General features: G+C 67.2%; 12 protein-coding genes. 9 read left to right on the plus strand and 3 right to left on the minus strand.

All coding sequences use genetic code 11. The annotated features are described in order from the left end of the window. From VMJ11_RS21805 to msrQ, 4 genes are all read left to right on the plus strand, one after another. Window positions 1-1,143, plus strand: a 1,143-nt coding sequence (locus VMJ11_RS21805; RefSeq protein WP_325621663.1) for a cytochrome c biogenesis protein ResB, incomplete at its 5' end; no start/stop codon positions are given. Between the two features lie 89 nt (window positions 1,144-1,232). Then, window positions 1,233-2,474, plus strand: a complete 1,242-nt coding sequence (gene ccsB, locus VMJ11_RS21810; protein WP_325621665.1) for a c-type cytochrome biogenesis protein CcsB — start codon at window positions 1,233-1,235, stop codon at window positions 2,472-2,474. 198 nt (window positions 2,475-2,672) lie between these two features. After that, window positions 2,673-3,674 carry a protein-methionine-sulfoxide reductase catalytic subunit MsrP gene (msrP, locus tag VMJ11_RS21815; protein WP_325621667.1) on the plus strand — a complete coding sequence of 334 codons (1,002 nt, stop codon included), beginning with the start codon at window positions 2,673-2,675 and terminating at the stop codon, window positions 3,672-3,674. A 14-nt stretch (window positions 3,675-3,688) separates the two neighbouring features. Continuing rightward, entirely contained in the window at window positions 3,689-4,444 is a 756-nt protein-coding gene (gene msrQ / locus VMJ11_RS21820; RefSeq protein WP_414694446.1) for a protein-methionine-sulfoxide reductase heme-binding subunit MsrQ, read from the plus strand. Between the two features lie 121 nt (window positions 4,445-4,565). On the opposite strand, the gene lysA is transcribed toward msrQ, so the two are convergent. After that, entirely contained in the window at window positions 4,566-5,849 is a 1,284-nt protein-coding gene (gene lysA, locus VMJ11_RS21825) for a diaminopimelate decarboxylase (protein ID WP_325621671.1), read from the minus strand. Between the two features lie 9 nt (window positions 5,850-5,858). Beyond that, window positions 5,859-6,203 (minus strand): LPS translocon maturation chaperone LptM, encoded by a 345-nt coding sequence (lptM, locus tag VMJ11_RS21830; protein ID WP_414694447.1) that lies wholly within the window; start codon window positions 6,201-6,203, stop codon window positions 5,859-5,861. Window positions 6,204-6,258: 55 nt separating this feature from the next. On the opposite strand from lptM, the gene cyaY reads away from it, so the two are divergent. Next, window positions 6,259-6,576 carry an iron donor protein CyaY gene (gene cyaY, locus VMJ11_RS21835; RefSeq protein ID WP_325621675.1) on the plus strand — a complete coding sequence of 106 codons (318 nt, stop codon included), beginning with the start codon at window positions 6,259-6,261 and terminating at the stop codon, window positions 6,574-6,576. A 56-nt stretch (window positions 6,577-6,632) separates the two neighbouring features. Here the strand turns inward: cyaY and VMJ11_RS21840 are convergent, their stop codons facing one another. Continuing rightward, window positions 6,633-9,080 carry a penicillin-binding protein 1A gene (locus VMJ11_RS21840; RefSeq protein WP_325621677.1) on the minus strand — a complete coding sequence of 816 codons (2,448 nt, stop codon included), beginning with the start codon at window positions 9,078-9,080 and terminating at the stop codon, window positions 6,633-6,635. A 249-nt stretch (window positions 9,081-9,329) separates the two neighbouring features. On the opposite strand from VMJ11_RS21840, the gene pilM reads away from it, so the two are divergent. The 4 genes from pilM to VMJ11_RS21860 form a co-directional block, all read left to right on the plus strand. Beyond that, window positions 9,330-10,328, plus strand: coding sequence for a pilus assembly protein PilM (pilM, locus tag VMJ11_RS21845; RefSeq protein WP_325621679.1), 999 nt, complete (start codon window positions 9,330-9,332; stop codon window positions 10,326-10,328). Continuing rightward, on the plus strand, window positions 10,325-11,008 hold the full coding sequence (locus tag VMJ11_RS21850) for a fimbrial assembly protein (RefSeq protein WP_325621681.1): 684 nt from the start codon (window positions 10,325-10,327) through the stop codon (window positions 11,006-11,008). Before pilM ends, VMJ11_RS21850 begins: the two co-directional genes overlap by 4 nt. Further along, on the plus strand, window positions 11,005-11,877 hold the full coding sequence (locus VMJ11_RS21855; protein ID WP_325621683.1) for a hypothetical protein: 873 nt from the start codon (window positions 11,005-11,007) through the stop codon (window positions 11,875-11,877). The genes VMJ11_RS21850 and VMJ11_RS21855 overlap by 4 nt, the downstream gene beginning before the upstream one ends. Continuing rightward, a partial coding sequence (locus VMJ11_RS21860; protein ID WP_325621685.1) for a secretin N-terminal domain-containing protein occupies window positions 11,874-13,114 on the plus strand: 1,241 nt, incomplete at its 3' end. The genes VMJ11_RS21855 and VMJ11_RS21860, both read left to right, overlap by 4 nt.

Here is a 13,114-nt window from a genome sequence, read left to right on the forward strand (position 1 = left end):
CAGACCGTGCCGGGCGTGGATGGCCAGACCATCGAGTTCGCGGACTTCCGCGCGATCAACGTCGAGAACATCTCGAACGGCAGCGGGGCGAACGACGCGCGCGGCGTCGCGCATCGGTCGCTCAAGGAAGCGTTCGACGAGCGCCTCGGCTCCGGTGCGAAGAGCTCGAAGCCGCTCGACCTGCACAACGTCGGGCCGTCCGTGCAGTACAAGGTGCGCGACAAGGATGGTCAGGCGCGCGAGTACAACAACTACATGGTGCCCGTGGACGTGGGCGGCGGCGACCGCATGTTCCTCGCGGGCATGCGCGAGAACCCCGACGATCCGTTCCGCTACCTGCGCATCCCCGCCGATAGCGCCGGTACGCCAAAGGAATGGATGCTGCTGCGCGCGGCCTTCGAGGATCCCGCCTTGCGCGTGCAGGCGGCAAAGCGGTTTGCGGCGCGCTCCGTGCCCGATTCGAACCGTGAGCTGCAGCAGCATCTCGAAGAGAGCGCTGAGCGTGTGCTGACCCTTTTCGCGGGCACCGGTGCGCAGCAGGCGGGGCCAACAAGTCCCGCAAATGCGACGGGCGGCTTCCAGGCGGTGGCGGCCTTCATCGACAAGTCCGTGCCGAAGGACCAGCAGGAAAAGGCCGCGGGCCTGCTGCTGCGCATGCTCGAAGGCGCGACGTGGGACCTCTGGCAACTCGCGCGCGAGCAGGCAGGCGAGCCGGACCTGAAGCCCGACGCCGACGCCGCGCGCTTCGTGCAGGACTCGATCAACGCGGTATCCGACAGCTTCCTGTATGGATCGCCTGTCTATCTACAGCTCGATTCATTCAGGCAGGTGCAAGCTTCGGTATTTCAGTTGACGCGCGCGCCGGGCAAGAAAGTCGTGTATCTTGGCAGCCTGTTGCTCGTGCTCGGCATCTTCTCGATGTTCTACGTGCGTGAGCGGCGACTGTGGTTCTGGCTGAAGGAGCGCAAGGGTCCGGATGCCGAGAATCATGGCGTCGACGTCATCATGGCGATGTCGACCGCCCGCCGTACCCTCGACTTCGAGAAGGAGTTCGTCCGTACCCGCGACGCGGTCGGCCGCGCGCTGGGCGCGGCGCCGCAGACTGGCGACGCGAACGGCAACGATACGGACCGTGCGCCTTGATCTCCACGCATCTGGCGTGCTTATTGCAGGTGTTCGACGCACGCTCGATGCGAATTTGACGGCTACTCACGATCAACACCGGTAAGCCCATGGACTTGAGTCAGGTTTCCTCCTCCGCGAACGCCCGCCGCGCCGAACGCGCAGCGGTGGCCAGCTCCGCGGCGCGCGACGCCTCGGGCGCCCACGATTTTCACGCCGACGCCCTGTTCGACGAACGCCCCTTCCTGCGCCGCCTCACGGCGCTCGACTGGCTGTTCGCGCTGGCGCTCGTGGCGGGCGCGGGCTTCGCGCTCTCGCGGTACCACGCGCACATGAACTACTACGACAAGCTGGTGCTGGGCGGCACGACGCCGGCGCTCGTCGTGCTGGGCTGGCGCTGGAAGCCTTCGCGGCTGCTCATGGCGGCCATCGCAGTGTTCTCAATTGGCGCAATCCAGCTGTACCAGGGCGATCTCGCGCGCGCCGATCAGGCGTTCTTCCTCAAGTATTTCCTCTCCAGCCAGTCGGCCATCCTGTGGATGAGCGCGCTCTTCGTGCTCGCCACACTGTTCTACTGGATCGGTCTGCTTTCGCGCTCGCCCACGGGTGGCGCGATCGGCACGAAGCTCACGTGGGCGGCGGTGCTCATGGGGTTCGTGGGCATGATGGTGCGCTGGTACGAGTCCTACCTGATCGGCGCGGACGTCGGCCACATTCCCATCTCGAACCTCTACGAAGTGTTCGTGCTGTTCAGTCTCATCACAGCGCTCTTCTATCTGTATTACGAAAGGCACTACAACACGCGCGCGCTCGGCGCGTTCGTGCTGCTCGTGATCAGCGCGGCTGTGGGCTTCCTGATGTGGTACTCGATCTCGCGTGACGCGCAGCAGATCCAGCCGCTCGTCCCCGCGCTGCAGAGCTGGTGGATGAAGATCCACGTGCCGGCGAACTTCATCGGCTACGGCAGCTTCGCGCTCTCGGCCATGGTGGGCGTCGCCTACCTCATGAAAGAGCGCGGCGTGCTGGCGGACCGCCTGCCCGCGCTCGACGTGCTCGACGACGTCATGTACAAGTCGATCGCCGTCGGCTTCGCGTTCTTCACGATCGCGACCATCCTCGGCGCGCTGTGGGCCGCGCAGGCCTGGGGCGGCTACTGGAGCTGGGACCCGAAGGAAACCTGGGCGCTGATCGTATGGCTCAACTACGCGGCCTGGCTGCACATGCGCCTCATGAAGGGCCTGCGTGGCGGCGTAGCGGCCTGGTGGGCGCTCACGGGCCTGCTCGTGACGACCTTCGCCTTCCTCGGCGTGAACATGTTCCTTTCTGGGCTGCACAGCTACGGCAAGCTGTAACCGCGGCCCCTTGCAGGACGAACTAACCGTCGGATGCCTCGCGCTTCGACGGTTTTTTTTCGTCAGCCGGGAAGCTTTGCGCGCGACGTGCGTTTGCCCGCTTGAGGTCATCCAGCCGATTCGCCCCGTGCACCGCACGGCAGGGCCGGATCCCGACACCATCAACGCGCGCGCGGCGCACGAGGCAGGAGCAGCAACATGTGGATCAAGCGAAGCAGCAGGATCATGCTTTATGGCGACGACATCGCCGCGAGCGAAATCACGCCGCAAAAGGTGTTCGAGCAGCGCCGGCGCGTGTTGCAGGCGGCGGGGGCGCTCGCGCTCGGCGGCATCGCGGGGCCGTTCGGCGCGACGCAGGCGTTCGCGGAATATGCGCCCGGCGATCCGAAGGCGCAAAAGCTCGTCGCGAAAACGGATACGAAGTTCGTCGCGCTCGATAAGGTCACGCCCTACAAGGACGTCACGACCTATAACAACTTCTACGAGTTCGGCACCGACAAGAGCGACCCGGCCGAGAACGCGCATACGCTGCGTCCGCGCCCCTGGAAGCTGAGCGTCGAGGGCGAGGTGAAGAATCCCAAGGTCTATGACATCGACGAGATCCTCAAGCTCGCGCCGCTCGAAGAGCGCGTGTACCGGCATCGCTGCGTGGAGGGCTGGTCGATTGTGGTCCCGTGGATTGGCATTTCGCTCTCCGAACTGATTCGCCGTGCGCAGCCTACCGGCAACGCACGCTACGTGCAGTTCATCACGCTCGCCGACCCCTCGCAGATGCCGGGCCTCGCCGAGCCGATTCTCGACTGGCCGTATTCCGAAGGCCTGCGCATGGACGAGGCGATGAATCCACTCACGCTGCTCACGGTGGGCCTGTACGGCCAGGTGCTGCCGAACCAGAACGGCGCGCCCGTGCGCGTGATCGTGCCGTGGAAGTACGGCTTCAAGAGCGCGAAGTCGATCGTGAAGATCCGCTTCGTCGAGAACCAGCCGCCCACGAGCTGGAACAAGTACGCGCCGACCGAGTACGGCTTCTATTCGAACGTGAATCCGAACGTCGATCACCCACGCTGGAGCCAGGCCACCGAGCGTCGCATCGGCGAAGACGGCTTCTTCACGCCCAAGCGCAAGACGCTCATGTTCAACGGCTACGGCGATCTCGTGGCGTCGATGTATCAGGGCATGGACTTGCGCAAGAACTTTTGAGCCTCGAGGGCGCAATGGAGCGAGAGATGGAATCGACGACGACACCGCAGGCCGGGGCTTTGCCGCACGCAAAGCGGGCGAGTGCTGCGAGTTCTGGCCGTGCTGCGAAGCCGGTTGCGCGTGCAACGAGTGCGAGCGCGAGTGTGAGCGGCCCGCGCTGGCTGCCCTGGACGAAGGCGGCGGTGTTCGTCGCCGCGTGGTATCCGCTTGCGCGCATCGTGCTGTTCGGCCTCACGGACCGGCTCGGCGCGAATCCGATCGAGTTCATCACGCGCTCCACGGGCCTGTGGACGCTCGTGTTCCTGTGCATCACGCTCGCCGTCACGCCGCTGCGCCGGCTGACCGGCTGGAACGCGCTGATCCGCTTTCGCCGCATGCTCGGCCTCTACGCGTTCTTCTACGCAACGCTGCACTTCACGACCTACATCTGGTTCGACAAGTGGTTCGACGTCGCCGCGATGCTCAAGGACGTGGGCAAGCGGCCGTTCATCACGGTGGGCTTTGCCGCGTTCGTGTTGCTGATCCCGCTCGCCGTGACCTCCACGCGTGCGATGGCGCGCCGGCTCGGACGCCGCTGGCAGACGCTGCATCGGCTCGTCTACGTGATCGGCGTGCTGGCGATCCTGCACTTCTGGTGGATGAAGGCGGGCAAGCACGATCTCGCGCTGCCCAAGCTCTACGGCGCAATCATGCTCGTGCTGCTGGGCTGGCGCGTAGGCGCGTGGCTGCTCGCGCGATGGCGCACGCGCACCGCTGCGCGTGCTGCGTGAGTGATGAATAAGCGCTGCATGAACACGCCATGCGCTTGCCGCGCCTGAAGGCAATAAAAAAGCGACGCCGCAGCGTCGCTTTTTCACATGAGGCGAGCGCACGAAACGCCCGGTCGATCGTTCAATCCGGCAACACGCGCTCGCTCGCGAAGAGCTGCGCCACGCTTTCGCGCTCGCGCGCGAGATGCACGCGCGTGCCGTCGACCAGCACCTCGGCCGCGCGGGGACGCGTGTTGTAGTTCGAGCTCATCACGAAGCCGTAGGCGCCCGCCGAGCGGATCGCGAGCACGTCGCCCGGCTCGATCGCGAGCGTGCGCGCGCGGCCCAGCCAGTCGCCGCTTTCGCACACGGGGCCGACCACGTCGTAGGTGTGCGCGGCCGACTGGCGCTCGACGACCGGCTCGATCGCGTGGTACGCGTCGTACATCGCGGGGCGCGCGAGGTCGTTCATCGCGGCGTCGACGATCGCGAAGTTCTTTTCCGATCCCGGCTTCAGGAATTCGACGGTCGTGAGCAGGATGCCCGCATTGCCCACGAGCGAGCGGCCCGGCTCGAAGTACACCTCGCGCGCCTTGCCTTCTTTCTCGCCGTGCGCCTCGATGCGATCGAGCACGGTGCGCACGAACTCGCCGATGTCGGGCGGCGTTTCGTCGTCGTAGCGGATGCCGAGGCCGCCGCCAACGTCGATGTGACGAATGTTCACGCCGTCGGCTTCGATCTGGTCGACGAGTTCGAGCAGCTTGTCGATGGCGTCGAGATACGGCGCGATTTCAGTGATCTGCGAGCCTATGTGGCAGTCGATGCCGATCACTTCCAGATGCGGCATGGCCGCGGCCGCGCGATAGGTCGCGCGCGCGTCTTCGAAGGCGACGCCGAACTTGTTCGCCTTCAGGCCCGTGGAAATGTACGGATGCGTTTTCGGATCGACGTCCGGGTTCACGCGCAGCGAAACCGGCGCTTTCTTGCCGAGCTTCCCGGCCACGGCGTTCAGGCGGTCCAGTTCGGGGATCGATTCGACGTTGAAGCACTTCACGCCCGCTTCGAGCGCCTCGCGCATTTCGGCGGCGTTCTTGCCGACGCCCGAGAACACCACGTCCTGTGCCGTGCCGCCGGCCGCGAGCACGCGCGCGAGCTCGCCCGCCGAAACGATGTCGAAGCCTGCGCCCTCGCGCGCGAACACGTTGAGCACCGCGAGATTGCTGTTCGCCTTCACCGCGACGTGCACCTTGGCGCGGCGGCCCGCGCAGGCGTTGGCGTAGGCGTGCCATGCGGCGGTGAGCGCCTCGCGCGAGTAGACGTAGAGTGGGGTGCCGTACTGCGCGGCGAGATCGGCGGCGCACACGCCTTCGACGAAGAGCGTGCCGTTGTCACGGTGAAAAGCGCGGGGGAAAGCGGACTGTGTCATGCGAGCGTTTTACTGGGTTGGCGTGGCGCCGGAAGCCGGTTGCGGACTGCCGGTGGCCGAAGGTGTCGTGCTGAGTTCGGTGTCCGGGGACAACGAGAGCGGCGTGCCCGAGGTGTCGGGAATCATCCCCACCGGAGCCGAAGCCGAGGAGGCCGAGTCGGCAGCACCCGCGGCGCTGTCCTGCGGCCCGGATTCGAAACTGGGCTTGGGCGGAAGCGGCGGCACGGTGGGCAGGTAGAGCGGCCCGCGCTGGCCGCAGCCCGCGAGCGCAACGGTGCCGATCGCAAAAGCCGCTAGAATCGCGCGGGGCGTCCGTACACGGGACGTCGATATGCGTGATGCCACTGCGCGCATCCTGGAAATGACACGCATAATTGCCCCTGAATGTGAATAACCGGTGGAGTTTAGCATGCCAGACAATGACTACCTGAGCCGCGCGGAGGCCGTGCTGGCGGCCGTTGAGCGGGCCGTGGACGAGGCCAGTGCCGACATCGAACTCGAGCGAAGCGGCAACGTTCTGACGCTCGAATTCGAGAATCGCACGAAGATCATCGTGAATCTGCAGCCGCCGATGCGCGAGATCTGGATCGCGGCGAAGGCGGGCGGTTTCCACTATCGCTTCGTCGACGGCGAATGGCACGACACGCGCACGGGCACCGAATTCTTCTCGGCGCTCACGACCTTCGCGACAGAGCAGGCCGGCGAACCGGTGCGGTTCGAACCCTGAACGTGGAAACGGGCGCCGCTGGCGCCCGTTTTTCATTGCCTCCGTTCCGGCGAGATTCAATGCCCCCGGAACAGATTCATGATGTCTTCCTTCTCCTTCGCGTTGACGTGCTCTGGCGTGGCATCCGCATCGGCCGCTGGCGCTGCGTCCGAAGCGCCAGCAGCGCTGCTCGATTCCGCTTCGAGCGCCGCCTGGCTGATGCCCACCGTCGAGACGAAGCCGTGCCCCGGCGTCATGTCGGCGTAGTACAGCTCGTCGCCGAGCGTGACGATGCCGTCGGGCATCGGCATCTTGTAGTCGGGCACGCCGTTCAGCGCTTTTTGCATGTAGTCGATCCACACGGGTAGCGCGAGGCCGCCGCCCGTTTCCTTGTCGCCGAGGCTGCGCGGGTTGTCGTAGCCGATCCACGCGATTGCCGCGAGCGTGTGCTGGAAGCCGGCGAACCAGGCGTCGCGCGAGTCGTTGGTCGTGCCTGTCTTGCCGCCGAGGTCGGTGCGCTTGAGGACGTTCGACTTCGCGCCCGTGCCGTGCTGCGCGACGCTCTGCAGCAGGCTGTTCATGATGTACGCGTTGCGCGGGTCGATGGCGCGCGGCGCGTTCTGCCCGGCCACGATCGGCTGCGCCTCGGCGACCACGATGCCGCGCTGGTCGGTGACTTCGGCGATCAGATAAGGATTCACGCGATAACCGCCGTTCGCGAACACCGAGTAGCCGGCCGCCATCTGCAGCGGCGTGACGAGGCCCGCGCCTAGCGCCATCGGCAGGTAGGCCGGATGCCGGTCGGCGTCAAAGCCGAAGTGCGTGATGTACTGCTGCGCGTACTTCGTGCCGATATGGTTGAGGATGCGGATCGACACGAGGTTCTTCGACTTCATGAGCGCCGTGCGCATCGACATCGGGCCGTCGAAGCCGCCGCCGTAGTTCTTCGGCTCCCAGGCCTGGCCGCCCGTTTCCGCCGCGCTGAAGAAGAGCGGCGCGTCGTTGATGACGGTGGCAGGCCCAAGCCCCTTGTCGAGCGAAGCCGAGTAGATGAACGGCTTGAAGCTGGAGCCCGGCTGGCGCCAAGCCTGCGTGACATGGTTGAACTTGTTCTTGTTGAAGTCGAAGCCGCCCACGAGCGCGCGGATCGCGCCGTCCTGCGGCACGATCGAGATGAACGCGCCTTCGATCTGCGGCAGTTGCGTGATCGACCACTCGCCCGCGTTGTTGCGCGCCACGCGGATGATCGCGCCCGGCCGGATGCGCTGCGACGGCTGTGCGCGCGCGCTCAACGCGAATTGGGCGAAGCGCAGCCCGTCGCCGGTGATGCTCGCGGTGTTGCCGTCCATCAAGGTGACCTGCACTGCCTTCGGGCTCGCGGCCGTCACGACTGCCGCGACGAGCTCGCCGTTGTCGGGGTGCTCGACGAGGGCGTCGTCGATGGCCTGCTCGCGGTCGTCCGCGTCGGCGGGCAGGTCGATGAACGCCTCGGGCCCGCGATAGCCGTGCCGCCGCTCGTAGTCCATCAGCCCCTTGCGCAGCGCGCGATAGGCGACGTCCTGATCGGCCGAATCGATGGTCGTGACGACGTTCAGCCCGCGCGTGTAGGCCTCCTCGTGGTACTGCGCGTACATCATCTGACGGACCATTTCCGCCACGTATTCGGCGTGGACGCTGAATTCCTTGCCCTGGCCCTTGACCACGAGCGGCTGCTGCGCGGCCTCGTCGTACTGCTGCTGCGTGATGTAGTGCAGTTCCAGCATGCGCTGGAGAATATATTCCTGACGCACCTTCGCCCGCTTCGGATTGACGACGGGGTTATAGGCCGAGGGCGCCTTGGGCAGCCCGGCGAGCATGGCGCATTCGGCGAGCGTGAGATCTTTGAGGTCCTTTCCGAAATACACGCGTGCGGCGCTCGCGAAGCCGTACGCGCGCTGGCCCAGGTAGATCTGATTCATGTACACCTCGAGAATCTGATCTTTCGAGAGCTTCGACTCGATCTTGTAGGCGAGCAGCATCTCGTAAATCTTGCGCGTGTAGGTCTTTTCGCTCGAAAGGAAGAAGTTGCGCGCCACCTGCATGGTGATCGTGCTGGCCCCCTGGGTGGCGTGGCCGTTGGTGAGCGCGACGAGACCCGCACGCGCGATGCCGGCAAGATCGACCCCGCCATGATCGTAGAAGCGGGCGTCCTCGATGGCGAGAACGGCGTTCTTGAGGTTGACGGGCACGTCCTGGAAATGGACGACGTCGCGCCGCTCTTCGCCGAATTCACCGATCAGCACGTGGTCGCGCGTATAGATGCGCAGCGGCACCTTCGGGCGATAGTCGGTGAGCGCGTCGAGCGAAGGCAGGTTCGGCGTAGCCACGACGAGCGCATAGCCGAGCACGAGTGCCACGCACACCACGCCGGCGACGATGAGGCCGAAAAAGCCGATCAGCAGCGTCGCCCACCACGGGCGCTTGCGCCGCCTGGGCGGTTCGGGCGGCGTGGATGGCGGCACGGAGGAAGGATGCTGATCTTGCATACGAACACCAGAAAAACGGTCCCGCGATTATAGCCGGGGCGCCTCCGTGCTTTCGGAAAGCTTGCATTTCGAGGGTGGCAATCGCGCGACCCGATACTCGCACTGTAGACGTGCCACTCGCGCATGGGTAGCGCCCATCCCGAACGTTGGCCGTATGGCCGAGTATTCGCGCGAGGCGGCCATTCGCACAATTTCCCCATCGACGCGCTGCGAACGGTTCGCGGCGCGCGGGCGTATGGGAGGGGTGCAATGGGTTTCGGGAATCCGGTGTTGTTGGGGGCGCGCCGCTATGCCGCAGGGGTGGATCTTGGCGCGCGAGGCGCCACGCTCGTGGTGTTGAGCCAGCGCATTGTCGGCGCGGGGCCGGTGCGCCTCGAGTGGCTGGCGAGCGCGCCGCTCGCGCGCGGGGCGCTGGCGGGCGCGGAAATTGTCGATCGCGCGGCTTTCGTCGGCGCGCTGCACAGCGTGTTCGGCGAGTTGCCGCGCGCCTGTGCTGCGGCGTCGCTGCGTTGCGCGATGGCTTTACCCACGAGCGCGACGCACATCGCAACGGTGCCGCTCGCTCGCCTCGCGCCGGCTGCAGGCGTGGGGGACGATTCCGGCATTCACGACGGGCTCGCGCCGTTCGTGCTGGCAGAGGCGGAGCGCGTGGCGGGCCTCGAGCGCGTCGAGCTCGCAGTCGACTGGCACGTGGTGCCGGCCGTGCCGACGCACGACGCACGACAGGCGCGCAACGCGCACGTGACGATTGCAGCGACGGCCCGGCAGCATCTGGAGGCGCGCATCGAATGCGCGGCAATGGCAGGCATCACGCTGTGCGCCGTGGACGACGAGGCGCACGCCGCGTTGCGCGCAATGCGGCATGCGGCGGCGTACGAGCTGTCGCCGCTCGAGCCCTGGGTGGCGCTCTGGGTTGGCCCGGAAGGCGTGCACGGCTGGTATCTCGTCGACGACTCGGTTATCCGGCACATGCGTTTCCCCGCCCTGGAACATGCCGATCTCGTGGAAGCGCTGCGCGACCTCGTCGATGGCGAGCAGGCCGGCTGCGTGCAGGTGTCGGGCGAGCTTGGCATGCTGCGCGGCGTGAACTTCACGCTAGCCGACATCGGCGACGTCCTGGGCGCGCCGGTGTTGCCGTTCGAGTGCGGGCCGTTCGGCGGCTTGGAGCGGCCGCTCGCGGCATCGCTTCTGCATGATCCGGCGTGTGCCGTGGCGTTCGGCCTCGCGTTGCACGGGGTGAGCGAATGACTGGCGCGGTCTCGGGAAGTCGCACCTTGCGCCTCGCCCCGCTGCGCTCGCCCGGCGGGTTCAATTTGCTGCCGTGGCGGCAGCGGGCAATCCGCAGGCTGCGCCGTCGTCGGCTGCTCGAATGGTTGGCCGCGGCGTTCGCGGGCGGCGCGTGTGCGCTGAGTGTCTTGCTCTGGCAGTCCATCGAGCGCAGCGGGATCGAGGTACGCCGCGCGGCGCTGGAGCGCTCCGTTGCACACTGGCGCGCTCCGCTGGCCGAAGCCAGGCGCCTTGCGCACGAGGCGGAAGCGCGGCGCCTCGGTGAGCGGCTCTCGCGGCAGCATGCGCGCGCCGCGGCACACCTGTTCGCGCTTGCCGACTGGCTGTCGAGTGACGTGCCACCGGGCGTCGGCCTGCAGCAGCTCACGCAGTTCGCCGAAGAAACCGATCTGCAGGCGAGTGCGGCGGATGAGGCCGCGGCCGCGGCGTGGCTAGGCCGGCTACGGACGTTGCCCGATGTCGAGGCCGTGACGGTGCGCGAACTCAAGCGCGGCACGGCAGCTGGCGCCGCACGCGAAAGTACGCCGGACGGCGAGCCGATTCGCGTGGCTGCGCATCTCGTCTGGCAAGGCGCGAGCGCTGCGCCGCGGGCCGGCGCGTCCCGGGCGCCGGGTGCTCCTGTTGCGAAGGGGGCGAAATGAGCACGGCGGCTGCACAGGGAAGGGACCTCGCGTGGGCGCAGGACAACCGGCGCGGCGCGCTGCGCGGCTGGCTGCCGCTCCACGCGTGGAGCGTGCGCCGTCGGCGCGCCGCCGCACTGGCGATTGCCGTACTCGCGGGCACATCGGCGTGCGGTGCCTGCGTTGTGCTGGATCCGCTCGGCGTGCACACGGCGCGGGCAGCGCTCTCAGACGCGCAGAAACGTCGCGACGATGCGCAGCAAGCCCTGGCGCGCTTGCCGGCGCTTCGCAAGTTTGCGGCGGGAGCCGCCGCACGCGCTGCGCACGTGGGCAATTCCGCCGATGATATCCGCCGAATCTCGCAACTTGCCGCGCAGTCGGGGCTCGTGCTCCACGCGCTGGAGCCTGCCGCGACAGGTGGGGCAAAAGCCGAGGCGTTCCGTTCGATCAAGCTGGTCGCGCAAGGCGGCTTCGCACAGTTGCGCGGGCTGCTCGAAGCACTCTCGCGCGAGCCGGAACTGATCGCACCAACAGAACTGGCGATCCAGCGCACGCGAGTTGGGCTGTCGATTTCGGCGACATTGCGTGTGTACGACGCACTTCCCGCCGTGCCACTGGCCTTGGCGTCCGTTGAAGAGGCAATGGCAGCGGCCGATCCATTCGCTCGCGCTGCAGCGGTCGGAGCCGGGCAGGACGGGTGGCGACTTGCCGGCATCCTCCAGGATCGCCAGCGCATTGTCGCGCTCGTGGAAACGCCGGAGGGCGTCATGACCGTGCAGGCCGGGCAGGCGATAGGCGATGGCCGGGTCGTGCAGGTTGACCCGGCGCGCGTCGTCGTGTTTGCGGGCGGGGCCACGCGCGCGCTCGACTGGGCGGAGGTGGCGAAATGAACGCATTCCGTTGGGGATTGGGTCTCCTTGGTGCGGCATTGCCGAGCGTTGCCGCGTTGGCCGCAGTGCCGTTGCCGCAGTCCGAGTGGACGCGGCCGCCAGGCGCGGTGGCGCACTACGAGGCGCCGCCGTTGCCCGAAGGCGCGGGGGTGCCCGCGGCCACACAATGGATTGCCAATCCGTTCACTTCGGGCAGCGAGGCCGCTTCGCCCGAAGACGTATCGGCAGGGAATACCGATGGTGCTTCCGGTGCGGGCTCGGCCGCCGCGCAACCTTCGCGGGAGGCTGGCGGCGACGCGACGGCTGTCGCGCCGCTCGAAGGACCGCCCGTACCCATGCGCGAGCCGTTACGGCTCAGCAGCCCGGCTGCGTCTAACGATGGCTTGCCGCCCGACCGTCCAATCACGCTCAATTTCCAGCGCGCGGAACTCACTGCCGTCCTGCACGCGTTCGCCCAGTTCACGAAGCTCAATATCGTCGCAAGCGAGCGTGCGCGCGGGCAGGTTACATTGCGGCTCGATCGGGTGCCGTGGCGCAGCGCCTTCGACTTGTTGCTGGAGACGAATGGCCTCGCGATGTCGCGCATCGGCGACGTGCTCTGGGTCGCGCCAGCCGCGGAACTGGTCACACGCGAACGCCAGCGTTTCGAGGCGCACGCGCGGGCCGCCGAGCTCGAGCCGCTCGCGAGCCGCGCATTCGAGCTTCATTACGCGCGCGCCGAGGATCTGCGTCGGCTACTGAGCGGCACAGGAGCGCAGCGCGCGCTCTCGAAGCGGGGAGCAGCCGTGGCGGACGCGCGCACGAACCTGCTGTTCGTCACGGATCTGCCGGCGCGCCTCGACCAGATCGCCGAACTCGTGCGTCGGCTCGACGCGCCGGCGCCCCAGGTGCTGATCGAAGCGCGTATCGTCGAGGGGGACGAGGGGCTGTCGCGCGAACTGGGCGTGCGCCTCGGCGTGACGCCGGTGAACGCCGACGGGACGGCGCGCGGCATCGGCGGCGGGAGGGACGGGACGCTCTACGATCTGGGTGCGGGTCCGCTTTCGGGCTTCGAGGCCGCGGGGCTCGGTCTCACGCTGCTGGCCGCGCACGCCACACGTCAGCTCGATATCCAGCTGAGCGCGCTCGAAGCAGAGGGGCGCGGGCGCGTGGTGTCGAGTCCGCGGGTCGTCACGGCCGACCGCATGAAGGCGATCGTCGAGCAGGGCACGGAGCTGCCGTACCAGGCGAAGGTCGG

The organism is Paraburkholderia sp., assembly GCF_035501035.1.
GTDB lineage: Bacteria > Pseudomonadota > Gammaproteobacteria > Burkholderiales > Burkholderiaceae > Paraburkholderia.